At 61.2% G+C, this 23,038-nt stretch carries 16 protein-coding genes, 13 tRNA genes and 2 pseudogenes; 13 read left to right on the forward strand and 18 right to left on the reverse strand.

Annotation, left to right across the window (positions count from 1 at the left end; all coding sequences use genetic code 11):
- Positions 1 to 85: 85 nt before the first annotated feature.
- The gene (locus ABKF58_RS12855; protein WP_482581089.1) at positions 86 to 2,461 is read left to right on the forward strand and encodes a 3-hydroxyacyl-CoA dehydrogenase/enoyl-CoA hydratase family protein; all 2,376 of its coding nucleotides are present in this window, start codon (positions 86 to 88) and stop codon (positions 2,459 to 2,461) included.
- A 197-nt stretch (positions 2,462 to 2,658) separates the two neighbouring features.
- The gene (locus ABKF58_RS12860; protein WP_482581091.1) at positions 2,659 to 3,861 is read left to right on the forward strand and encodes an acetyl-CoA C-acyltransferase; all 1,203 of its coding nucleotides are present in this window, start codon (positions 2,659 to 2,661) and stop codon (positions 3,859 to 3,861) included.
- Between the two features lie 62 nt (positions 3,862 to 3,923).
- Here ABKF58_RS12860 and ABKF58_RS12865 read toward each other — a convergent pair whose 3' ends face one another.
- From ABKF58_RS12865 to yjgA, 5 genes are all read right to left on the reverse strand, one after another.
- Positions 3,924 to 5,441 carry a PilZ domain-containing protein gene (locus ABKF58_RS12865; protein ID WP_482581092.1) on the reverse strand — a complete coding sequence of 506 codons (1,518 nt, stop codon included), beginning with the start codon at positions 5,439 to 5,441 and terminating at the stop codon, positions 3,924 to 3,926.
- Between the two features lie 245 nt (positions 5,442 to 5,686).
- Positions 5,687 to 6,481, reverse strand: coding sequence for an indole-3-glycerol phosphate synthase TrpC (gene trpC / locus ABKF58_RS12870; protein ID WP_482581094.1), 795 nt, complete (start codon positions 6,479 to 6,481; stop codon positions 5,687 to 5,689).
- Positions 6,482 to 6,500: 19 nt separating this feature from the next.
- On the reverse strand, positions 6,501 to 7,463 hold the full coding sequence (locus ABKF58_RS12875) for a YheT family hydrolase (RefSeq protein WP_482581095.1): 963 nt from the start codon (positions 7,461 to 7,463) through the stop codon (positions 6,501 to 6,503).
- The gene (gene mog / locus ABKF58_RS12880) at positions 7,463 to 8,044 is read right to left on the reverse strand and encodes a molybdopterin adenylyltransferase (protein WP_482581097.1); all 582 of its coding nucleotides are present in this window, start codon (positions 8,042 to 8,044) and stop codon (positions 7,463 to 7,465) included. The genes ABKF58_RS12875 and mog overlap by 1 nt, the downstream gene beginning before the upstream one ends.
- Positions 8,041 to 8,586 carry a ribosome biogenesis factor YjgA gene (yjgA, locus tag ABKF58_RS12885; RefSeq protein WP_085277102.1) on the reverse strand — a complete coding sequence of 182 codons (546 nt, stop codon included), beginning with the start codon at positions 8,584 to 8,586 and terminating at the stop codon, positions 8,041 to 8,043. Before yjgA ends, mog begins: the two co-directional genes overlap by 4 nt.
- A 97-nt stretch (positions 8,587 to 8,683) precedes the next feature.
- On the opposite strand from yjgA, the pseudogene pmbA reads away from it, so the two are divergent.
- The 4 genes and pseudogenes from pmbA to ABKF58_RS12905 all read left to right on the forward strand — a co-directional run.
- Positions 8,684 to 10,018, forward strand: a pseudogene (gene pmbA, locus ABKF58_RS12890) (metalloprotease PmbA); the annotation flags it as partial.
- Between the two features lie 66 nt (positions 10,019 to 10,084).
- Positions 10,085 to 10,645, forward strand: a complete 561-nt coding sequence (locus tag ABKF58_RS12895; RefSeq protein WP_482584373.1) for a DNA-3-methyladenine glycosylase family protein — start codon at positions 10,085 to 10,087, stop codon at positions 10,643 to 10,645.
- A gap of 63 nt (positions 10,646 to 10,708) precedes the next feature.
- Positions 10,709 to 11,854: a patatin-like phospholipase family protein gene (locus ABKF58_RS12900; RefSeq protein WP_482581099.1), complete on the forward strand. Its 1,146-nt coding sequence runs from the start codon at positions 10,709 to 10,711 to the stop codon at positions 11,852 to 11,854.
- A 54-nt stretch (positions 11,855 to 11,908) separates the two neighbouring features.
- Positions 11,909 to 12,399, forward strand: a pseudogene (locus ABKF58_RS12905) (disulfide bond formation protein B).
- Between the two features lie 97 nt (positions 12,400 to 12,496).
- On the opposite strand, the gene ABKF58_RS12910 reads toward ABKF58_RS12905, so the two are convergent.
- The 12 genes from ABKF58_RS12910 to ABKF58_RS12965 all read right to left on the reverse strand — a co-directional run bounded on the left by ABKF58_RS12910 (position 12,497) and on the right by ABKF58_RS12965 (position 13,589).
- A tRNA-Asp gene (locus ABKF58_RS12910) sits at positions 12,497 to 12,573 on the reverse strand.
- Between the two features lie 9 nt (positions 12,574 to 12,582).
- A tRNA-Val gene (locus tag ABKF58_RS12915) sits at positions 12,583 to 12,658 on the reverse strand.
- A 25-nt stretch (positions 12,659 to 12,683) separates the two neighbouring features.
- A tRNA-Asp gene (locus ABKF58_RS12920) sits at positions 12,684 to 12,760 on the reverse strand.
- Positions 12,761 to 12,767: 7 nt separating this feature from the next.
- Positions 12,768 to 12,844: transfer RNA gene (locus ABKF58_RS12925), tRNA-Val, on the reverse strand.
- Positions 12,845 to 12,868: 24 nt separating this feature from the next.
- Positions 12,869 to 12,945: transfer RNA gene (locus ABKF58_RS12930), tRNA-Asp, on the reverse strand.
- A 9-nt stretch (positions 12,946 to 12,954) separates the two neighbouring features.
- Positions 12,955 to 13,030: transfer RNA gene (locus ABKF58_RS12935), tRNA-Val, on the reverse strand.
- A gap of 25 nt (positions 13,031 to 13,055) precedes the next feature.
- A tRNA-Asp gene (locus ABKF58_RS12940) sits at positions 13,056 to 13,132 on the reverse strand.
- A 7-nt stretch (positions 13,133 to 13,139) separates the two neighbouring features.
- Positions 13,140 to 13,216, reverse strand: a tRNA-Val gene (locus ABKF58_RS12945).
- 24 nt (positions 13,217 to 13,240) lie between these two features.
- A tRNA-Asp gene (locus ABKF58_RS12950) sits at positions 13,241 to 13,317 on the reverse strand.
- A gap of 9 nt (positions 13,318 to 13,326) precedes the next feature.
- Positions 13,327 to 13,402, reverse strand: a tRNA-Val gene (locus tag ABKF58_RS12955).
- A gap of 25 nt (positions 13,403 to 13,427) precedes the next feature.
- Positions 13,428 to 13,504 (reverse strand) — tRNA-Asp (locus ABKF58_RS12960).
- A 9-nt stretch (positions 13,505 to 13,513) separates the two neighbouring features.
- Positions 13,514 to 13,589, reverse strand: a tRNA-Val gene (locus ABKF58_RS12965).
- 214 nt (positions 13,590 to 13,803) lie between these two features.
- On the opposite strand from ABKF58_RS12965, the gene ABKF58_RS12970 reads away from it, so the two are divergent.
- Positions 13,804 to 14,769, forward strand: coding sequence for an acetyl-CoA carboxylase carboxyltransferase subunit alpha (locus tag ABKF58_RS12970; protein ID WP_008953605.1), 966 nt, complete (start codon positions 13,804 to 13,806; stop codon positions 14,767 to 14,769).
- The gene (tilS, locus tag ABKF58_RS12975; protein ID WP_482581101.1) at positions 14,741 to 16,084 is read left to right on the forward strand and encodes a tRNA lysidine(34) synthetase TilS; all 1,344 of its coding nucleotides are present in this window, start codon (positions 14,741 to 14,743) and stop codon (positions 16,082 to 16,084) included. The genes ABKF58_RS12970 and tilS overlap by 29 nt, the downstream gene beginning before the upstream one ends.
- A gap of 92 nt (positions 16,085 to 16,176) precedes the next feature.
- Here tilS and ABKF58_RS12980 read toward each other — a convergent pair whose 3' ends face one another.
- Positions 16,177 to 16,866 (reverse strand): Bax inhibitor-1/YccA family protein, encoded by a 690-nt coding sequence (locus ABKF58_RS12980; RefSeq protein ID WP_014087651.1) that lies wholly within the window; start codon positions 16,864 to 16,866, stop codon positions 16,177 to 16,179.
- A gap of 183 nt (positions 16,867 to 17,049) precedes the next feature.
- On the opposite strand from ABKF58_RS12980, the gene ABKF58_RS12985 reads away from it, so the two are divergent.
- The 5 genes from ABKF58_RS12985 (at position 17,050) to lon (ending at position 23,003) form a co-directional block, all read left to right on the forward strand.
- Positions 17,050 to 17,134: transfer RNA gene (locus tag ABKF58_RS12985), tRNA-Leu, on the forward strand.
- 66 nt (positions 17,135 to 17,200) lie between these two features.
- Complete coding sequence (tig, locus tag ABKF58_RS12990) at positions 17,201 to 18,508, forward strand: trigger factor (RefSeq protein WP_294867957.1); 1,308 nt, start codon at positions 17,201 to 17,203, stop codon at positions 18,506 to 18,508.
- A gap of 22 nt (positions 18,509 to 18,530) precedes the next feature.
- Entirely contained in the window at positions 18,531 to 19,154 is a 624-nt protein-coding gene (gene clpP / locus ABKF58_RS12995) for an ATP-dependent Clp endopeptidase proteolytic subunit ClpP (RefSeq protein WP_008953609.1), read from the forward strand.
- An 18-nt stretch (positions 19,155 to 19,172) separates the two neighbouring features.
- Entirely contained in the window at positions 19,173 to 20,447 is a 1,275-nt protein-coding gene (clpX, locus tag ABKF58_RS13000; protein ID WP_008953610.1) for an ATP-dependent Clp protease ATP-binding subunit ClpX, read from the forward strand.
- 144 nt (positions 20,448 to 20,591) lie between these two features.
- Positions 20,592 to 23,003 (forward strand): endopeptidase La, encoded by a 2,412-nt coding sequence (gene lon, locus ABKF58_RS13005; RefSeq protein ID WP_482581104.1) that lies wholly within the window; start codon positions 20,592 to 20,594, stop codon positions 23,001 to 23,003.
- Positions 23,004 to 23,038 lie beyond the last annotated feature (35 nt).

Genomic DNA, 23,038 nt, shown 5'->3' on the forward strand with positions numbered 1-23,038 from the left:
GAGCCGGGCCTTGCCCCGGCTGCATCAAGGCAAGGCAGGTATGAGGGGCCTGCCTCACGACCGTGTTCAACCAACGAGGAAACCCATGTCTCACACCAAATTCATTGTGCGCAAGGTGGCCGTGCTCGGCGCCGGCGTCATGGGCGCGCAGATTGCCGCCCACCTGGTCAATGCCAAGGTGCCGACGGTCCTGTTCGACCTGCCGGCCAAGGAGGGGGACAAAAATGCCATTGCCCTCAAGGCCATTGACGGGTTGAAGAAGCTCAAGCCGTCGCCGCTGGCTGCGGCGGAACTGGCGCAGTACATCCAGCCGGCCAACTATGACGACGACCTGTCCCTGTTGAAAGACTGCGATCTGGTGATCGAGGCCATTGCCGAACGCATGGACTGGAAGGGGGATCTGTACCGCAAGGTAGCGCCGCATCTGGGGGCGCATACCATCTTCGCCACCAATACCTCCGGCTTGTCGATCAATGCCTTGGCGGCAAGTTGTCCGGAAGAAGTGCGTGCGCGCTTCTGCGGCGTGCATTTCTTCAATCCGCCGCGCTACATGCACCTGGTCGAAATCATCCCGTGCCTGGGTTCGGATGCGGCCATGCTCGACAATCTCGAGTGCTTCCTCGTCACCACGCTGGGCAAGGGGGTGGTGCGGGCCAAGGATACGCCGAACTTCGTCGCCAACCGCATCGGCGTGTTCTCGATGCTGGCCACCATCGCTAATGCCGAGAAATTCGGCATCCGCTTCGACGTGGTGGACGACCTGACCGGTCCGCGCCTGGGACGGCCGAAATCGGCCACGTTCCGCACCGCCGACGTGGTCGGTCTGGATACCTTTGCCCACGTGGTGAAGACCATGCAGGACACCCTGCCCAACGACCCGTGGCACCCCTTGTTCAAAGCGCCGGAATGGCTGCAGAAGTTGATCGCTGCGGGTGCGCTGGGCGCCAAGACCAAGGTCGGCATTTACAAGAAAGACGGCAAGAAGATGTTCGTGCTCGACCCGCTCAAGGGCGAGTACGTGGGCGCGGGCGAGAAGGGGGACGATGCCATCAAGGACATCCTCAAGATCGCCGACCCGGCGGAGAAATTCCGCAAGCTGCGTGCCAGCAGCCATCCGCAGGCGCAGTTCCTGTGGGCCTGCTTCCGCGACGTATTCCATTACATCGGCTTCCACTTGGGCGACATCGCCAACTGCGCGCGCGACGTGGACTTTGCCATTCGCTGGGGCTTCGGCTGGAGTGTCGGCCCATTCGAGACCTGGCAGGCGGCTGGCTGGCAGCAGGTGGCGCAGTGGATCGACGAGGAGGTCAAAGCCGGCAAGGCGCTGGCTTCGGCCAACCTTCCGGCCTGGGTGCTGGAATCCGATCGCGCCGGCGTGCACTTTGCCCAAGGTTCGTATGATGCGGCCGGAGCGCGACTGCTTGGCCGCTCGACGCTGGACGTGTACCAGCGTCAGCTGGCGCCAGCCAAGCTGCTGGGTGAGGCAACGGCACCGTTGGGCGAAACGGTGTTCGAGAACGACGGCGTGCGTGCCTTCACGACCGGTGACGGCATCCTGGTGGTGTCGTTCAAGACCAAGGCGCACACCATCGGCCCGGACGTGCTGGAAGGGCTCAACCAGGCCATCGATATCGCCGAAGCCCGTTTCAAGGGCTTGGTGCTCTGGCAGACCGAAGAGCCGTTCTCGGCCGGGGCCGATCTGCAGTCGATGCTGCCGGCGTTCATGATGGGTGATTGGGACAGTATCGACGGCATCGTCAACCGCTTCCAGGCCACTTCCATGCGCCTGCGCTACAGCCAGATTCCGACCATTGCGGCAACCCAGGGCTACGCCTTCGGCGGCGGCTGCGAGTTCGTCATGCACTGCGACCGCGTGGTGGCCGCGCTGGAGTCGTACATCGGTCTGGTCGAGGTGGGTGTCGGCCTGCTGCCGGGCGGCGGCGGTTGCAAGGAGTTTGCCCTGCGGGCCTCCCAGGAGGCCAGTGGGGATGTGCTGGCGGCGCTGAAGGATTACTTCATGGCGATTGCGACCGCCAAAGTCGCCACCAGCGCGCTCGAGGCGCAAGAGATCGGCTTCCTCCGCAAGAGCGACTGCGTGGTGTTCAACGCCTACGAACTGCTCTACGTGGCCAAGCAGCAGGCGCTGGCCTTGGCCGAAGCGGGCTACCGTCCGCCGCTCAAGATCAAGCGTTTTGCGGTGGCCGGCCGGAGCGGTGCGGCGTCGATCAAGGGGCAACTGGTCAACATGCTGGAGGGGCACTTCATCAGCGAGCACGACTTTACCATCGCTTCGCTGATTGCCGACGTGATGACCGGCGGCGATCTCGAGGCCGGCACCGAAGTCGACGAACAATGGATTCTCGACCTGGAGCGTAAGGCCTTCATGAAGCTCTTGAAGAATTCCAAGACCCAGGATCGCATCGCCAATATGCTGACGACCGGCAAGCCGCTGCGCAACTGATCGCTTGGGAATAATCCTGCCGCGCGTGCCGATCGCCAAGCTGCGGTACTCGCTGTACCACTTGTACAGCTGCGTTCCTCACTTTGACCTCGGCCCGCTCGCGACGGATTCTTCCACAAGCTCGGACGGCAGCCAGAATACCGGCAGACTGGCAAGGTTGAGAGCTTGTCCAGTCTGCTCTCAGGAGAATTGCAAACATGGTTAAACAAGTACAGGAAGCTTACATCGTCGCGGTAACGCGCACCCCGGTCGGCAAGGCGCCACGCGGCATGATGCGCCACGTCCGTCCGGACGACATGCTGGCTCACGTCATCACCGGCGCGCTGGCCCAGGTGCCGACGCTGGACCCGAACCGGATTTCCGACTGCGTGGTGGGCTGCGCCTTCCCGGAGGCCGAGCAGGGTCTGAATATGGCGCGCATCGGCGTGTTGCTGGCCGGCCTGCCGGACACCGTGGGCGGCATTACCGTCAACCGTTACTGCTCGTCGGGCATCAATGCGGTGCAGATCGCGGCCGACCGTATCCGCATGGGTGAGGCCGACGTGGTGATCGCCGCCGGTGCCGAGTCGATGTCGATGGTGCCGATGATGGGCAACAAGGTGTCGCTGAACCCGGCCATTTTCGCCAAGGACGAGAACTATGCCATCGCCTACGGCATGGGGCTGACCGCCGAGAAAGTGGCGCAGCAGTGGAATGTGTCGCGTGAGGACCAGGATGCCTTTGCGGTGGAGTCTCACCGCCGCGCCATCGCAGCGATTGACGGCGGCAAGTTCAAGAATGAAATTAGCCCGCTGGAAGTGACCTACCGTACGCCGAACCTGGAAACCGGCGAAGTGATCAGCAAGACCCGCATGCTGGACACCGACGAAGGACCGCGACGCGATACCTCGCCGGAAGGCCTGGCCAAGCTGAAAACGGTGTTCGACGCCAAGGGCTCGGTGACGGCGGGCAACAGCTCGCAGATGTCCGACGGTGCCGGCGCGGTGATCTTGGTATCGGAAAAGGTGCTGAAGGAATTCAACCTTACCCCGCTCGGCCGCTATGTGACGTTCGCGGTCAAGGGCGTGCCGCCGGCCATCATGGGGATCGGCCCGAAAGAGGCCATTCCGGCGGCTTGCCGCCAGGCTGGCATCGGGCAGGAGGAGCTCAAGTGGATCGAGCTGAACGAGGCGTTCGCCGCCCAGGCGCTGGCGGTCATCCGGGATCTCGAGCTGGATACGGTGCGTGTCAACCCGCACGGAGGTGCCATTGCGCTGGGCCACCCCCTGGGGGCGACCGGTGCCATCCGGACTGCGACGCTGGTTCATGGCATGCGTGACCAGGGGCTGAAAGGCTACGGCATGGTGACAATGTGCATCGGGACCGGCATGGGCGCGGCGGGTATCCTGGAAGTGTTCTGAGCCGCATGCACGCAAAGAAAAACGCCAGCACAAGGGGCTGGCGTTTTTTATTGAGACGATGGCTATTCGAGTTTGGCCAGCGTGTCGAATTCGATGTGGGTGCACTCCTGCAACTCCTGGCTGGGGGATTTCAGCCGTATCTTGTAGGTCTTGCCCTGTGCGACCAGATGCAGTTCCCGTCCAGGTTCGGCGAGTGCCTTGGGAATCAGGAACCAGCGCTGGCTCTTGGTAGAGTTCAGCTGGGTGATGTAGAGAGCGCTGGCCGGGGTGCTGTCCGGGCTGTCGGGCTCGATCAGGGTGATGCCGGCGGGCTGGGTGCCGAGGATTTCCACACCGACCAGGGTGCCGTTCTTGTGGCGGGACAGGCGGCGAATGATGCCCAGGGCGTCCGAATGCGACAGCGAGCAGACCCGGATCAGTCGGCCCAGTGCCAGCTCGTCGACACTCTTGCCAAGGTAGGTCAGGCCCAATCCGGTGGCGCTGTAATCGGTAATGCGCCAATCGTCATTCTCGGGCGGGGCCGCGCGATCATCGTCCTGGACCTTGGTCAGGTAGGCGATGCGCTCGAAGCCGATGTCGACCGTGGCCGACTCCAGCTTGGGCGAGCGCTCGGCCTTGCGGTGGGATTTCCCGCCATCGTCGGACCAGCGCACCGCCAGTTTTTCGCAAATCGTTGACCAGTCCTTCTGGGTGAGTCCCAGCCCGAAATTGGCCAGCGCGGAGGGGAGGCGCTGGTCCAGATCGAACATCAGGTCGGCCAGCTTTTGGGTCACCTGTTCGGTGTTCCAGTAGCGGCAGTCCTTGCCGGCCATGCCGCGCAGCATGCGGCGGGGAGGTTCCGGCAAGGTCAGGTTGACGAGGAATACGGTGCGCTTCGGTTGCGGCTGAAAATCGAGTTTCAAGGGCTGACACAGGAGATTCAGCAGCCGGTCGGTCGCGAGGATTTCCGTCTGCTGCATATTGTCGGTCTGTGCCAAGTGCATCATGCAGGCGTGTATCAATACGGTTTCGCAACTGACTTCCCAGGGGTGGTCCTCGAACAGCCGCATCGGCGTGCGGGAAAAGTCATGCGCTTCCGCGTACTGGTAGAACCGGTAGGCCTGCTGCCACACCGTCGCCTCCGGCTTCAGGTAGCGCATGGCGCTCCAGGTGACGAGCTGCTTCTGGTAATTCAAGCCGCGCAGCGTTGCCAGGGCCAGCTCGTCGTCGAGCGAGGAACCGTTGGATTTCTCGGCCAGGCGCACGCAGATGTGATAGGCATTGGCCAGCTCGTGCCAGTAGGCGAGGATAGTCGGGAGGTAGTTCTTGCTGCCGGGCTTCTGATCCAGGTAATCGTTACGCAGGCGGCGCTGGATGCTGTGGGCCTTTTCATCGATGTACAGCAGGGTGCGCACCCGCTCCTTCAGCGACATCTTGACGTCGGCGCTGATCTTGGCCACTGCCTTGATGATTTCGACGGTCGCAGTGAAGTATTCGGTTTGCGGCAGATCTCTGACAAGGACTGTAGCGGAAGGCAGGATGTCGCTTTCCGGGGAGTCTTTGCTCAGCAGGGAGCTGACTAGAGATTTGAAATCGAACATGAGGGTGACGCTTTATGAAATTTGAATGCCACTGCGTGGCAAGTTTACGCTAGTTTGCATTTGTCGTGAAAGCTGTTCCAAGCAATGGTAGCGGTAAAACTACCGTTGTGGACAGCGGCCGTGGCGGTGGGGGCCGGCACTGCCGGGTGACAGGTCAGGGCGTCCTTTATCGTCGGGGGTGGGGTGCGGCCAACGGTCGCCCATAGGGTAACACGTTGGCCGAAGATGGCCGAGGTCAGGGCGCTTTAATCGCGGAACAGCTGCTCCAGCGCCAGGCCTGGGTCCGGCTCTCGCATGAAGGCCTCGCCGACCAGGAAGCTGTGCACGCCGTGGTCGCGCATCAGTCGTACGTCTTCGGTGCTACGGATGCCGCTCTCGGTCACCGCGATGCGGTCTTTGCCGATGCGTGGCAGCAGCTTCAGGGTGTTGTCGAGGCTGACCTCGAAGGTGCGCAGGTTGCGGTTGTTGACGCCGATCAGCGGGGTAGTCAGTTGCAACGCCAGTTCCAGCTCGGCCTCGTCGTGCACTTCCACCAGTACCGCCATGCCCAGCTCCAGGGCCAGCGCTTCAAAGGCTCGCATCTCGGACAACGACAGCGCCGCGGCAATCAGCAGGATGCAGTCGGCGGCCATCGCGCGCGCTTCGTAAATCTGGTACTCGCCAACCATGAAGTCCTTGCGCAGCACCGGCAGTGCGCAGGCGGCGCGGGCAGCCTGTAGATACTCGGCACTGCCCTGGAAGTATTGGCGGTCGGTCAGCACCGACAGGCAGGCCGCGCCGTGATCGGCGTAGCTTCTGGCGATGGCGGCGGGGTCGAAGTCGGCACGGATCACGCCCTTGCTCGGGCTGGCCTTTTTGGCTTCGGCGATGACGGCAGCCTGTCCGGCCGCATGCTTGGCGCGAATCGCGGCCACAAAGTCGCGGCGATCGTCGCGGCGCGCTTCGGCGTCGGCGCGGACGTCCGCAAGGGAACGGGTTTTCAGGCAGTCGGCCACTTCGATGTGCTTGGTGGCTATGATGGTCTTCAGGATGTCGGACATCGTGATGGCAATCTCTCGGTTAGGGCGTCGGACCGGCGGCGAGCTGTTGGTCGAAGTAGGCCAGCAGGCGCTTGGGCAGCCAGTCGAGCTGGCCGGGGAAGCGCCCGGTGGGAAAGCCGACGTGCCCCCCTTCTTCCGGCTGTTCCAGCGTCACCCAGCGGCTGGTATCCTGCGGCAGGGGCAGGGCGCTGGGAGGAAGGAAGGGGTCGTTCTTGGCGTTCAGCACCAGGGTCGGGGTTTCGATCCGGCTCAGGAAGGGCTTGCTGCTGGCGCGGTCCCAGTAATCAAAGGCATCACGGTACCCATGTATTGGTGCCGTGACAAGGTTGTCGAATTCGCGGAAGGTCTTGGCGCGGTCCAGCTTGTAGGCGTCGAAGAGGCCGGGGTGGAGGGCAAGCTGCTCGCGCGCCTTGGGCTTGAGGGTGGCCATGAACATGCGGGTGTAGATCACCTTGCCGAGGCCGTGGTCGAGCTGTGCGCTGGCGGCGGCGAGGTCCACCGGAACCGAGATGGCGGCGGCGGCGAGCGGCAGGGCGCGGCGGCCATGTTCGCCCAGGTACTTCAGCAGCATGTTGCCGCCGATCGAGACGCCGGCGGTGAGCACCACGGCGTGGCTTTCGGCCAACCTTTGCAGGATCCAGCCGATCTCGGCCGAATCGCCAGCGTGGTAGGCGCGGCGCAGGGTGTTGCTGATGCCGCCGCAGCCGCGAAAGTGCGGCACGGCGCCATGCCACCCGCGAGCCTGCACCTCCAGCATCAGCGCCTTCGCGTAATGGCTGTCGCTGTCGCCCTCCAGCCCATGGAACAGCACCACCAAGGGGGCGTCGCCATCACCGTCGATGCAGTCGACGGCGATCTCGCCCCCATCCGGCGTGCTCCATACTTCGCGCCGGTACGACGGGCGCGGCAGATGGATGAACAGGGCCGGCCACACCGTCTGGGCGTGGCCACCCTTGAGCCAGAGGGGGGCCTGGTAGTGCATTACGGCACCGGTTTCTGCGCGGATTTGGGGCGGAAAGCCTTGACCACCGCCTCCTGCGTCTCTACGTAAGGGCCGCCGATCAGGTCGAGGCAGTAGGGCACGGCTGCGAAAATGCCCGGCACGATGACGCTACCTTCGCTGTCCCGCAGGCCCTCGAGCGTCTCCTTGATGGCCTTGGGCTGGCCCGGCAGGTTGAGGATCAGCGACTGCTTGCGGATCACCCCCACCTGGCGCGACAGAATGGCGGTCGGCACAAATTTCAGGCTGATCTGGCGCATCTGTTCGCCAAAGCCGGGCATCACGCGGTCCGCCACCGCCAGGGTCGCTTCGGGAGTGACGTCGCGCAGTGCCGGGCCGGTGCCGCCGGTGGTCAGCACCAGCTGGCAGCCTTCGTCGTCGACCAGTGCGCTCAGCGTGGCTTCGATCACCGGCTGCTCATCCGGAATCAGCCGGGTCAGCGTAGTGAACGGGCTGCTCAGGGCGCTGGTGAACCACTCCTGCAGTGCCGGAATCCCCTTGTCCTCGTACACGCCCTGGCTGGCGCGGTCGGAGATGGAAACCAGGCCGATTTTCAGTGTCATTCTTCGTGTTCCTCGGTTTGCTGCCCGGTAGGCTTGCCCGGTTCCGGGATGATTTCCTTGAGCGCCTGGAACAGCAGCCGGAAGGATTTCGGCGGCTTGTTGTCCTGTTGTTCCTTGCGCGCGTTGCGGATCAGCGTGCGCAAGTACTGAGCGTCACTTTCAGGATAGTCCGCAATAAAGCTGGCGAGCATCTTGTCATCGCTCATCAGGCGCTCGCGCCAGCGCTCCAGGAGGTGCAGCCAGCCGGTATGTTCGGCCGATTCGCCGCGGATCACCGCCAGTTGCTGGCGGATCGGTTCGGGATCGATATCGCGCATCAGCTTGCCGATGTATTGCTCCTGGCGGTTGCGTGCGCCGTGGGAAGAGATGCGCTTGTATTCGCGAATGGCTTCCACCAAGTTTTCCGGCAGGGTCATCTGCTTGAGGCGGTCGTTTGAGAGTTGCAGCAATTCCTCACCCAACTCCTGCAGGGCGATCATTTCTTTCTTGCGGCGGGTTTTGCTGAATTCCTGATCCGCACTATCGTTCAAGTAATCGGTCATCGTTGTCGAGCTCTTCATATTTCAAGGCTGGTATGATACCGGAAAAGCCTAGACCGGCGGTTCTTGATCCGGCCGTCCGATAACAGTGAAAGAGTCTATGTCTGATACCACTTTCAGCTATACCCGCAGTCACCTCGAAAGCCTTGCCGCACAGGTGCTGGAACTGGCGCGCCAGCAGGGCGCAACCGCCTGCGAGGTGGACATTTCCGAAGGCACGGGGCAATCGGTGAGCGTCCGCCTCGGTGAGGTGGAAACCATCGAATACAATCAGGACAAGGGTGTCGATGTCACGGTGTATTTCGGCCAGAAAAAGGGCCACGCCAGCACCTCCGATTTCACCGCGACGGCCCTGGCCGATACGGTCGGCGCTGCCGTCAACATCGCCCGTTTCACCGCTGCGGACGATTGCGCCGGCCTGGCCGAGCCATCCTTGCTCGCCACCGACTTCCCCGATCTGGCGCTGTACCATCCGTGGGCCTTGCCGGTGGCCGAGGCGATCGAACTCGCGCGCGAGTGCGAGCAGGCGGCGCGGGCCGTGGATAGCCGCATCAGCAATTCGGAAGGCGCCACGGTCTCCACCCAGCAAAGCCAGTTCATCTATGCCAACAGCCATGGCTTTGTCGGGGGCTTCCCGTCGTCGCGCCACAGCCTGTCGGCGGCGGTGGTCGCGAGCGAAGGCCAGTCGATGCAGCGCGACTATTGGTACAGTGCCGCTCGCCACCGCGAGGATCTGGAGAGCGCGATGCAGGTCGGCGCCCGCGCCGGCGAACGCACGGTACGCCGCCTCAATGCCCGCCGTATCACGACGGGCCAGTATCCGGTGCTGTTTGAGGCGCCGGTGGCGGCGTCACTGATCGGCCATCTGGTGTCCGCCATCAGTGGCGGTGCGCTCTATCGCAAGTCGAGCTTCCTGCTCGACAGCCTCGGCAAACCGGTGTGTTCGCCTTGCGTGGTGATCGATGAAGATCCCTTCCTGCTGCGCGGCTTCGGCAGCAGCCCCTTCGACAGCGAGGGAGTGGAAACCTGCGCCCGCCGGCTGGTGGACAACGGCGTACTGAAGGGCTACATGCTCAGCAGCTATTCGGCGCGCAAGCTCGGCATGGAAACCACCGGTAATGCCGGCGGGCCGCACAATCTCATCGTGCATTCCACCGGCGACAGCTTCGACGATTTGCTGAGCAAGATGGGAACCGGTCTGCTGGTCACCGAATTGCTCGGTCACGGCGTGAATACGCTGACCGGCGATTACTCGCGGGGCGCCGCGGGCTTTTGGGTGGAGAACGGCGTCATTGCCCATGCCGTGGAGGAGATCACCATCGCCGGCAATCTGCGCGACATGCTCCGGCAGGTGGTGGGCATCGGCGACGACGTGCTGGTGCGCGGGGCCAAACACGTGGGCTCCATCCTGATCGAGTCGATGATGGTGGCAGGCCAGGGGGGCATGACGCCGGCCGAGTGGCAGGCCGCTTGCGAAGGGTTGGCCGAAGCCGATCCGGTCATGGCCGGGCTGATCGCACGCTTTCCTGGCTCACGGCTGGTGACGCGCGGACAACCCTTCGAAACCTTGCTGCGGGCCATTGTCGGCCAGCAGATTTCGCTGAAGGCCGCCGACGCCATCTGGAGCCGGCTGTCGGCAATGGTCCGCTGCGACAGCCCGGACAGCATCCTGGCCGCGTCGGTCGATGCCCTGCGACAAGCCGGCCTGTCGGCGCGCAAGGCCGACTACGTGCAGGATCTGGCTCGGCATTTTGCCGATGGCCGTATCGACCCGCAGTCGTTCCCGGCGCTCGGCGACGAGGACATCATCCGGGAGCTGGTTGCCGTACGCGGCATCGGCCGCTGGACGGCGGAAATGTTCCTGATCTTCCATCTGGCGCGGCCCGATGTCTGGGCAATCGACGACATCGGCCTGCAGCGTGCGGTGTCCGGGCTGTACCTGGACGGGCTTCGGCCAACCCCCGCCGCTCTGCGCGAGCTGGGCGAGCGCTGGCGGCCATGGCGCAGCGTGGCCAGCTGGTACTTGTGGCGTCACGTCGAGCCGCTGGAAGTGGTGTATTGACGACTCCGGGATGGATGGTGAAGGCGAGACTCCTTATTTGAAGCATCCTGAAGAGGTGCCGCCATGTCGGGCAAATCCACTGTAGCGCTGATCCTGTCGGGAGGCGGGGCGCGTGCTGCCTATCAGGCCGGAGCCATGCTGGCCCTGTCCAAACTGCTGCCGGATCCTTCCCGCAATCCTTTTCCGATTATTTCCGGCACGTCCGCCGGTGCCGTGAATGCCGTGGCCATGGCCGCCGGTGCCACCGATTTCCGCCGTGCCGCCGGCTACCTGGCGCAGGTCTGGAAGCAGGTGCACATCGAATACATCTACGACCCGAGTCTGGCCTACTTCCTCAAGACCTTCCTGCATTTTGGCGTCTCGGTGTTGAGCGGCGGGCGTATCTGGACCAATCCGCGCAGTTTTCTCGACAACTCCGCCCTGCGCGAACTGCTCTCCAGCGTCATGCAATTCGAAGGGATCGAGCAATCCATTCGTGCCGGCGCGTTGCGTGCGGTGGCGCTGACCGCTTCCTGCTACAGCTCGGGCATGTCGGAAACCTTTTTCCAGGGGGACGACAGCATCCAGCCCTGGTCGCGCTACCGGCGCGCCGGCGTGCGTGAGACACTTGGCGTCGATCACCTGATGGCCACCTCGGCTATCCCCTTGATCTTTCCCTCGGCCCAGGTCGGCAACCGTTACTACTGCGATGGCGCCGTCAGGCAGATGGCGCCGTTGTCACCCGCGCTACACATGGGGGCAGAGAAGCTGTTCATAGTCGGGGTCGGGGGCCGCGACGTCGCTCAAGCCGAACGCCGGCAGGGTGGAGGAGGAGCCGCTCCGTCGCCGGCACAGATTTTCGGGCATCTGCTGGATAGCGTCTTTCTCGATAGCTTGTCATCCGACATGGAGCGTCTGCTCCGTATCAACCATACCGTTTCCCTGTTGCAGGCCTATCCCGAACTGGCCGAGCAGACCCCGCTGCGCCGGGTCGAGGCGTTTGTGCTGAACCCCAGTCGCTCTCTGGAGGAAATTGCCTATCGTCATAGCGGGCGATTCCCCCGGGTGATGCGTTTCGTCATGCAAGGGGCTGGGGCCACGCGCAAGCGCGGTAGCGTGCTGGCCAGCTATTTGTTGTTCGAACCCGAGTATTGCCGTGAACTGATCGCCTTGGGCTACAAGGACGTGCTCAATCAAAAGCAGGCGATCGGTGAATTTCTGGAACTTTGACCAGGTCGACAGTTCCGATAGCGTTTGTGTTTCTTTTTATGTAAAGGGTATGGAATGGGACTGAATAGTCGCCGAAGCATTTTTCTTCTGATCGCGCTGGCTTGCGCCGCGGCCATCGGTTTTGCCTTGTACGCTCAGCATGTCTGGGGTCTGCAGCCATGCCCGCTCTGTATCTTCCAGCGTGTCGGCGTGATGGCCGTGGGCGCCATTGCCCTGCTGGCGGCAATCCATAACCCTGGCCAGCTCGGTGGGCGGCTCTGGGCTGGCCTCGCGGCCATCGCGGCGCTGGCCGGGGGGCTGTATCGGTGCGCCACGTCTGGCTGCAACACCTGCCGCCCGACCAGGTCCCGTCCTGCGGTCCCGGCCTGGATTACATGCTGGAAACCATGCCGATGAGCAATGTACTGTCCAAGGTGCTCAAGGGCAGTGGCGAGTGTGCCTCGATCGACTGGACTTTCCTCGGCATGTCGATGCCGTTCTGGACCGGAGTGTTCTTTGCTCTGGTTCTGGTATTGTTGGCGAAGGCTTTCTTTACCAAGAAGTAAGCCCCGGAGGGGCTGGGGATCAGTTTGATCGCCCAGCCAGAGGTTGAAAGTGCCTGGAAAACAAAAAAAGCAGCCTTCGGGCTGCTTTTTTTATTGTTGGCGGAGTGGACGGGACTCGAACCCGCGACCCCCGGCGTGACAGGCCGGTATTCTAACCAACTGAACTACCACTCCACACAAACTTGGTGGGCGTTGACGGAGTCGAACCGCCGACATTCTGCTTGTAAGGCAGACGCTCTACCAACTGAGCTAAACGCCCAAATTTTGGGTACTGCTTGTATTGTTGGCGGAGTGGACGGGACTCGAACCCGCGACCCCCGGCGTGACAGGCCGGTATTCTAACCAACTGAACTACCACTCCAGCAAACTGGTGGGCGGTACTGGACTCGAACCAGCGACCCCTGCCGTGTGAAGGCAGTGCTCTACCAACTGAGACTAACCGCCCGAATTGGGATACTGCTTGTATTGTTGGCGGAGTGGACGGGACTCGAACCCGCGACCCCCGGCGTGACAGGCCGGTATTCTAACCAACTGAACTACCACTCCACACAAACTTGGTGGGCGTTGACGGAGTCGAACCGCCGACATTCTGCTTGTAAGGCAGACGCTCTACCAACTGAGCTAAACGCCCAAATTTTGGGTACTGCTTGTATTGTTGGCGGAGTGGACGGGACTCGAACCCGCGACCCCCGGCGTGACAGGCCGGTATTCTAACCAACTGAACTACCACTCCAGCAAACTGGTGGGCGGTACTGGACTCGAACCAGCGACCCCTGCCGTGTGAAGGCAGTGCTCTACCAACTGAGACTAACCGCCCGAATTGGGATACTGCTTGTATTGTTGGCGGAGTGGACGGGACTCGAACCCGCGACCCCCGGCGTGACAGGCCGGTATTCTAACCAACTGAACTACCACTCCACACAAACTTGGTGGGCGTTGACGGAGTCGAACCGCCGACATTCTGCTTGTAAGGCAGACGCTCTACCAACTGAGCTAAACGCCCAAATTTTGGGTACTGCTTGTATTGTTGGCGGAGTGGACGGGACTCGAACCCGCGACCCCCGGCGTGACAGGCCGGTATTCTAACCAACTGAACTACCACTCCACACAAACTTGGTGGGCGTTGACGGAGTCGAACCGCCGACATTCTGCTTGTAAGGCAGACGCTCTACCAACTGAGCTAAACGCCCCCGCTCGCTGTATTTGCTGGGCTCAACAGCGAGGAGGCGAATTAAAGCACAGTGGTTTCTGTCATGCAAGAGGGGTGGGTGAAATTTTCACGCCCTTGTTTAAAACGTCCCGCATCATTCTTCATGCTCAAGGCATTTTGTCCGACAGGGGCGTGACGCACTCTTTGCACCTCATGTATTATCTGCCGATTCGCTTTATCGGACGGTTATAGTAATGAAGCAGACCTTTCTCGATTTTGAGCAGCCGATTGCCGAGCTGGAAAACAAAATTGAAGAACTGCGCTTTGTCCAGGATGACTCAGTGCTGGACATTTCCGAAGAGATTTCGCGCTTGCAGAAAAAGAGCCAGGAGCTGACCAAGACGCTCTATGGCAAGCTGACTCCGTGGCAGATTTCTCAGGTGGCACGCCACCCGCAGCGCCCCTATACCCTCGACTACATCAAGGCGCTGTTTGCGGACTTCGACGAGTTACACGGTGATCGTTCGTTTGCCGACGATCCCGCCATCGTTGGTGGCATCGCGCGCTTCAATGGCCAGTCCGTCGTCGTGATCGGTCATCAGAAGGGGCGTGACACCAAGGAAAAGATCTACCGCAATTTCGGCATGCCTCGCCCCGAGGGCTATCGCAAGGCCTTGAAGTTGATGAAATTGGCAGAAAAATTCAGTCTGCCGGTGATCACTTTCGTCGATACCCCGGGTGCGTACCCCGGTATCGGTGCAGAAGAGCGTGGCCAGTCCGAAGCAATCGGGCGTAACCTGTATGAAATGGCTCGCCTGAAAGTGCCGGTGATCTGCACCGTGATCGGTGAGGGTGGCTCCGGCGGGGCCTTGGCGATTGCCGTCGGCGATTACGTCAACATGCTGCAATACTCCACCTATTCGGTCATTTCGCCGGAAGGGTGTGCTTCGATTCTGTGGAAGACGGCCGAACGCGCCTCCGATGCCGCCGAAGCGCTGGGTATTACGGCAACCCGCCTGAAGACGCTGGGCTTGGTCGATCGCGTGCTCAACGAGCCGATCGGCGGGGCACACCGCGATCACGCGCAGATGATGGGCTCGATGAAGCGTATGCTGCAAGAGCAGTTGCGCGATCTGACGGCCAAGCCGCTGGAAGAATTGCTGAAAACCCGTTTTGACCGGTTGATGAGTTATGGGCGCTTCAAGGAAGACGCTGCCTGACCTGATTGATCGCCTCATCGCACATTGGCCGGACGAATTGTCCGGCCAATGTGCTTTTGAGGTGGGGCTAAGTGGCGGCATCGATTCGGTGGTGCTGCTGGACCTGCTGGTGCGCCTGCGTCCGGAGCGGGGGCTGAAGCTGGCGGCTGTACATGTCCATCACGGGCTCAGCCCGCAGGCGGATGCCTGGGCGGAGCATTGTCGCCAGCTCTGCCTGGAGTGGAGCGTGCCATTGCGGTCGGAAGCGGTGAAGGTCGAGGTGGCCGGCGGCGAGAGTCTCGAGGCCGTGGCGCGACAGCATCGTTACAGGGCTTATGGCGAGTCTTCGGCCAACGCAGTGGTGTTGGCCCATCATCAGGACGACCAGGCCGAAACCGTGCTGCTGCAATTGCTGCGCGGCGCCGGGCCGAAGGGCGTGGCGGCGATGCCGACACTGCGCCGACATGCCGGCCGCTGGCTGTGGCGGCCCTTGCTCGCCATCTCTCGTGCCGAAATCGAAGCGTATGCGCGTTGGCGCCGACTGGTCTGGGTCGAGGACGAAAGCAACGTCGACACCCGCTGGCGCCGCAATTTGCTGCGCCACGACATCCTACCTCTTATCGAGTCCGCCATTCCCTATTATCGGCAGCATTTGCAGCGCGCGGCCGTCTTGATGGCGGATGCATCAGTCGTTCTCGATGAGCAGGCTGAGCAGGATTTGCAGCGCTGCCGCGACGCTGGACGTCTGCTCGTACAACCCTTGTCCAGTCTCAGCCCGCCGCGTCAGCGCAACATGTTGCAATACTGGCTGGAGCGGCTCGGTCTGGGTGTGGCGGCGCCGGAAGCGCTGGAGCAATTTCGGCATCAAGTACTGCATGCGGCTCCGGACAGAAACCCCGAGCTGCTCTTGCCTCAGGGACGAATCTTCCGTTACCGGGGGGAGCTGTGGCCGCTTGCCGTTGCGATGGCTCCGCAAACGACCCGCCTAGTCGCGGGTGTCCTGGGTGCCAGAGTGGTTCCGCCCGGTTGGTCGGGCGAGCTTGGGTTTGTGCTTCGATCGGGAGGTCTCGATCCCCTTTGTTTGCAGGGCGGGTTCGAACTGCGGGTCCGGGCCGGAGGCGAGCGGCTTGCTCAGCAGGTTGGCCGAAAGCCAGTGAAAACCCTGCTGCAGGAAGCCGGAATCCCTCCCGCCTTGCGGGCGCAGTGGCCGTTGCTGTTTTTGCCGGATGGCCGTCTCGTGGCCATTCCTGGTGTTGCGGTCTCCGAAGGGGTCAAGCTCCACGATGGTCCGGGGTGGTGGCCGGAATGGTGGCCGTGCTCGTTGCCCGGTTCCTGAACGGAGTGAGGCGGGTACTGGGCGTGGCCGTGGAAGAATAAAAAAACACCCGCCAGAAGCGGGTGTTTTGCTGAAGTACTCGACCGGTGCGGTTAGTCGCGTTCGCCGCTGAAGGCCAGCAGTAGCCGCAGCAGGCTGGTGAACAGGTTGTAGATGCTGATGTAGATGCCCAGTGCCGCGGAAATGTAGCTGGTTTCGCCGCCATCCACCACGTTCTTCACTTCCCACAGGATCATCAGCGAGCTGAACAGGGCAATGGCCGCCGCAATGGCGAGTGTCATGCCGGGTAGTTGCAGGAACATGTTGGCAACGATGGCGACCATCAGCACGATGGCGCCCACGGTCAGGAAATTGCCCATGCCGGACAGGTCGCGCTTGGTGGTGGTGGCAATCGCCGCCATCACGAAGAACACGGCGGCGGTCGCGCCGCCCGCCACCAGGATCAGCTGGCCGCCGTTGGCGAAGCGCAGGGCGAACTGCAGCAAGGGGCCCAGCAAAACGCCCATGAGGAAGGTAAAGCCCAACATCAGCACGACGCCGAGGCCGTTGTTGCGGTTGGCCTGGATGGCGAAGGTCAGACCGTAAAACACCGCCATGATGGCGAGCATGCCGATGATGGGGCTGCCTGCCAGGAAGGCAAAGCTCATGTTGGTGCCGATCAGGGCTCCCATCACGGTCGGGATCATCGATAGCGCCAGCAGGGCATAGGTATTGCGAAGAACCTTGTGGCGTGAGCCATCAAGCGTCAAGGTCTGATAGCCGGACTGAAGGTTCGGGTGCATGCTTCTCTCCCAGAGATCGAAAGTATTTGGTGCGAGTGGTGGGTAGACTTATCCACCTGCCATTAAGTTTCCGCGATGCGGCAGCCCGGCGCAAGGTGTCTTGCCCGGGTAGGGGGCTTGATGTATTCTTGCGCCTTGGCTGACCGGCCGGGAAATTACGCAAGCGCGGTCACGCACCCAATTGCGAGGGTGGCGGAATTGGTAGACGCACTGGATTTAGGTTCCAGCGCCGCAAGGCGTGAGAGTTCGAGTCTCTTCCCTCGCACCAGCAACCGACGTAACGTCGCCTTTCCCTGCATCAGGTTTAAACTCGAACACAGTTTAAGGATTGGACATGCAAGCACAGTTGGAAACGTTGAGCAACCTCGAGCGTCGCATGAACATCGCGTTGCCGATGGCTGCTATCGACGCCCAGGTGACCGAGCGACTCAAGAACATGGCGCGCAAAGCCAAGATCCAGGGCTTCCGTCCGGGCAAGGCACCGCTCAAGATCGTCGAAATGAATTACGGCGCCCAAGTGCGCGAAGAAGTGCTGGGTGAGCAGGTTCAGCAAGGTTTCTACAAGGCAGTCAGCGAGCAGAAGCTGCGCGTTGCCGGCTATCCGCGTTTTGAGCCGGTTGCCAATGAAGGCGACAAGGACAGCTTCAAGTTCGCCGCTTCTTTCGAAGTATACCCGGAAGTCAAGGTGGGCGAACTGGTTGGCAAGGAAGTCGAGAAGCCGGTTGTCGTCGTGACCGAGGCCGAAATCGATAAAACGATTGATATCCTGCGCAAGCAGCGTACCCGCTACGAGCGTGTCGAGCGCGAAGCCGCCACGGGCGATCGCGTCATCATCGACTTCAAGGGTAGCATCGACGGCGTGCTGTTCGACGGCGGTTCCGCCGAGAACTTCCCGTTCGTGCTGGGCCAGGGCCAGATGCTGGCCGACTTCGAAGCCGGCGTTACCGGCATGAAGGAAGATGAAGTCAAGAACATCACCGTCGTGTTCCCGGAAGACTACCACGGCAAGGACGTGGCCGGTAAAACCGCCGTGTTCGAGATCACCGTGAAGAACGTCGCCGCTGCCACGCTGCCGGAAGTGAACGAAGAGTTCGCCAAGCTGCTGGGCATCGCCGACGGCGACATCGAAAAGATGCGCGCCGAGATCAAGAAGAACGTCGAGCGCGAAGTGAAGCGCCGCCTGCAGGCCAGCATCAAGGAGAACGTGATGCAGGCTCTGCTCGACGTTACCGAGATCGAACTGCCGAAGGCGCTGGTGCAGCTGGAAGTCGGCCGTCTGATCGAGCAGGCTCGCCGTGACATGGAGTCGCGTGGTCTGAAGGTCAAGGATATGCCGTTCCCGCCGGAACTGTTCCAGCAGCAGGCCGAGCGCCGCGTGGCTCTGGGCCTGATCCTGGCCGAAGTCGTGGCCGAGAACAAGCTGGAAGCCAAGCCGGAACAGATCAAGGCCATGATCGAAGAATTCGCCGAAAGCTACGAGCATCCGGAAGAAGTGGTGCAGTGGTACTACGCCAGCCCGGAACGTATCGAAGGCCCGACCTCCATGGTGCTGGAAGATAACGTGGTTGAATTTGTGCTCGGCAAGGCCAATGTAGTAGAAAAAGAAATGTCGTTTGATGCCCTGATGGGTAACAACGCCTGATAACCAACTACCGGAGCGGTCGATGATTTCAATGATGGATACCCAAGCGCTGGGCCTGGTTCCCATGGTGGTCGAGCAGAGCGGTCGTGGCGAGCGCGCTTACGACATCTACTCGCGGCTCTTGAAGGAACGTATCGTGTTCCTGGTTGGGCCCGTCACGGATGAGTCGGCCAATCTGGTGGTGGCCCAGATGTTGTTCCTTGAGTCGGAAAATCCGGACAAGGATATCTATTTCTACATCAACTCGCCGGGCGGCTCGGTGTCGGCCGGCATGTCGATTTTCGACACCATGAACTTCATCAAGCCGGACGTGTCCACCCTGTGTATCGGCCAGGCTGCCAGCATGGGGGCATTCCTGCTGTCCGCCGGTGCCAAGGGCAAGCGTTTTGCACTCCCGAACTCGCGCATCATGATTCACCAGCCGCTGGGCGGGTTCCAGGGACAGGCGTCCGACTTTGAGATTCACGCCAAGAACATCCTCTACATGAAGCGCCGCCTGAACGAGTTGCTGGCGTTGCATACCGGCCGCAGCATCGAGGAAATCGAGCGTGATACCGACCGTGACAACTTCATGTCGTCCGAAGAAGCGCTGGCTTACGGCTTGATCGACAAGATGCTGCAGTCCCGCCGGGACGCGCAGGCCTAATCGGTACGGACATTGACAATGGCTGATAAAAACAGCAACGAAAAACTGCTCTACTGCTCTTTTTGCGGCAAGAGTCAGCATGAGGTGCAGCGGCTGATTGCTGGACCTCAGGTATTCATCTGCAACGAATGTGTCGAGTTGTGCAACGACATCATTCGAGAAGAATTGGAAAAAGGCGTTGGCATCGAGGCGGCCGAGGGTGAAGGCCAGCCGTTGCCGACCCCGCAAGAAATCCGCTCCGATCTGGATCAGTACATCATCGGTCAGGATATCGCCAAGAAGACGCTATCGGTGGCGGTGTACAACCACTACAAGCGTCTCTACACCCCGACCGACAAGGACGATGTCGAGCTCGCCAAGAGCAACATCCTGTTGATCGGCCCGACCGGTTCCGGCAAGACCCTGCTGGCGCAATCGCTGGCGCGCCTGCTGGATGTGCCGTTCGTGATCGCCGATGCCACCACCCTGACCGAAGCCGGTTACGTGGGGGAGGATGTCGAGCACATCATTCAAAAGTTGCTGCAGAAGTGCGATTACGACGTGGAGAAGGCCCAGCGCGGCATTGTCTACATCGACGAGATCGACAAGATCTCGCGCAAGTCGGAAAACCCGTCGATCACGCGCGACGTATCCGGCGAAGGCGTACAGCAGGCACTGCTCAAGCTGATCGAGGGCACGGTGGCTTCTATTCCCCCGCAGGGCGGTCGCAAGCATCCGAATCAGGAGTTCATCCAGGTCGATACGACCAACATCCTGTTCATCTGCGGTGGTGCCTTCGACGGGCTGGAAAAAATCATCCGCCGTCGCTCGGAAAAGGGCGGCATTGGCTTTGGCGCCGAGGTCTCCTCCAAGGACGAGAGCAAGAGCATCTCGGTGCTGTTCAAGGACGTGGAGCCGGGTGATCTGATCAAGTTTGGGCTGATTCCAGAACTGATCGGCCGTCTGCCGGTGGTTGCTACTCTCGAAGAACTTGATGAAGAAGCGCTGGTGACCATCCTGACCCAGCCTAAGAATGCACTGGTCAAGCAGTACCAGCGCCTGTTCTCGCTGGAGGGGGTGGAGCTCGAGATTCGTCCGTCGGCCCTGCGCGTGATTGCCAAGCAGGCCTTGGTGCGTAAGACTGGTGCACGTGGCTTGCGTTCCATTCTTGAGCGTGCGCTGCTCGATACCATGTACGAGCTGCCTTCGATGGATAACGTTTCCAGAGTGGTGGTCGACGAGAAAGTCATCGAGAAGGGTGACAAGCCGTTGTTCATTTACCAGGACAAGGACGACGAGGTGCAATCGGCCTGAGCCGGTTCCGCTCCCCATGAAAACCGCCCTGTTGGGCGGTTTTTTATTTCTGGTGCGATAAAACTGTTTTAGTATGGGCGTTGATATTTCGCCGCTCATCCCCCATTTCCCTAGCATCGATTCATGTAAGCAAGGTCAGGTGATATGCCGCAATCCGCAGAACTCAGAGAAGAGACCACGCTTCCACTGTTGCCCTTGAGGGACGTTGTCGTCTTCCCCCACATGGTGATCCCGCTGTTTGTCGGGCGGGCCAAGTCCATTTCCGCCCTTGAGAATGCCATGGACGAGGGCAAGCAAATCCTCCTGGTAGCTCAGCGCTCGGCGTCCAAGGACGAGCCGGAAGCCGGCGATCTGTACGGTGTCGGGACGATTGCTACCGTCTTGCAAATGCTCAAGCTGCCCGACGGCACCGTCAAAGTGCTGGTTGAAGGCCGACAGCGCGCCATTATCCAGCAAGTGCAGGATGAAGGTGATTGTTTTGTCGGTAAGGTCACCCCATTGACCAGCGATGGAGAAGACTCCACCGAGACCGAGGCGATGCGACGCGCGCTGTTCGCCCAGTTCGAGCAGTACGTCAAGCTGAACAAGAAGATTCCGCCGGAAATCCTGACCTCGCTCGCCGGTATCGAGCGAGCCGGGCGCATGGCCGACACCATCGTGGCCCACCTGCCGCTCAAGCTGGAGCAAAAGCAGGAAGTGCTGGAGATGTTCGAAGTCAAAGAACGCCTCGAGCATCTGCTGTCGCAGCTGGAAGGCGAGATCGACATCCTGCAGGTGGAAAAGCGCATCCGCGGCCGCGTCAAACGCCAGATGGAAAAGAGCCAGCGCGAGTACTACCTCAACGAGCAGGTCAAGGCCATCCAGAAAGAACTGGGCGAAATGGACGAGGCCAGCGACCTTGATGAGCTTGAGAAAAAGATCAAGGCTGCCGGTATGAGCAAGGAGGCTCGCGAGAAGGCAACCTCTGAACTCAAGAAGCTGAAAATGATGTCGCCGATGTCGGCGGAAGCCACTGTGGTGCGCAACTACATCGAAATATTGCTCGATCTGCCGTGGAAGAAGAAGACCAAGATCAACAAGGATGTGGCCAACGCCGAGGTGGTATTGGATGAAGACCATTTCGGCCTGGAGAAGGTCAAGGAGCGCATCCTCGAGTACTTGTCGGTGCAGCAGCGCGTCGACAAGCTGAAAGCACCGATCCTGTGCCTGGTCGGAGCTCCGGGGGTTGGCAAGACCTCGCTGGGGCAGTCCATTGCAAGGGCCACCAACCGTAAGTTTGTGCGAATGGCCTTGGGCGGTGTGCGTGACGAGTCCGAAATTCGCGGCCACCGCCGAACCTACATCGGCTCCATGCCGGGTAAGGTGCTGCAGAACATGACCAAGGTAGGGGTGCGCAATCCGCTCTTCCTGCTCGACGAAGTCGATAAGTTGGGCGCGGATTTCCGTGGCGACCCGTCCTCGGCCCTGCTCGAGGTGCTGGACCCGGAACAGAACCATTCTTTCGTCGACCACTACGCCGAAGTCGAGTATGACCTGTCCGATGTGATGTTCGTGGCCACGGCCAACTCGTTGAACATTCCGCCGGCACTGCTCGACCGTATGGAGATTATTCGCCTGTCCGGATACACCGAGGACGAGAAGGTCAACATCGCGCTGAAGTACCTGGTGCCGAAGCAGATGAAGGCCAACGGCGTGAAGGACGAGGAGGCAGTGATCCAGGAGTCGGCGGTGCGCGATATCGTGCGCTACTACACGCGCGAGGCCGGTGTGCGCAGCCTGGATCGGGAGATCGCCAAGATCTGCCGCAAGGTCGTGATGGCGCAGTCTCTGAAGGAAAAAGCCGGACGGGTAACGGTCAGCGCCAAGACGCTGGAGAAGTACCTGGGGGTACGCCGCTTCGATTACGGCATCGCCGAGGAAGAAAACCGTGTCGGCCAAGTGACGGGTTTGGCCTGGACCGAGGTGGGCGGCGAGCTGCTGACTGTCGAGGCGGTAGCGCTGCCGGGCAAGGGCAATATCATCCGCACCGGCCAGTTGGGTGAGGTGATGCAGGAGTCGATCACGGCTGCCATGAGCGTGGTGCGCAGCCGCGCGCGCGCCATTGGCATTCGGCCTGATTTTTATGAAAAGCAGGACATGCACATCCACGTGCCGGAAGGGGCGACCCCGAAAGATGGCCCGAGTGCCGGCATTGCCATGACGACGGCGATGGTATCGGTGCTGACGGGTATCCCGGTGCGTGCCGATGTGGCCATGACGGGCGAAATCACCCTGCGCGGCGAGGTATTGCCGATTGGCGGCCTGAAGGAAAAGCTGCTCGCGGCTCACCGCGGCGGGATCAAGCATGTGCTCATCCCGAAGGGCAACGTCAAGGACTTGGCCGAGATTCCCGCCAATATCAAGCAGAAGCTGGAAATCCATCCGGTGAAGTGGATTGATGAGGTCCTGGCACTGGCTCTGGAGCGGATGCCGGAGCCTCTTGCCGAGACCGAGGTGGCCGAGCCGCTGGCAGCAGGGGTCGAAAGTGCCGTGGTGCCGGCTGTGGTAAAACACTGATAACGCAGTCGTTTGTATAAATGCTCGAAATGCCT

The organism is Pseudogulbenkiania sp. AW2-16, from assembly GCF_056824575.1.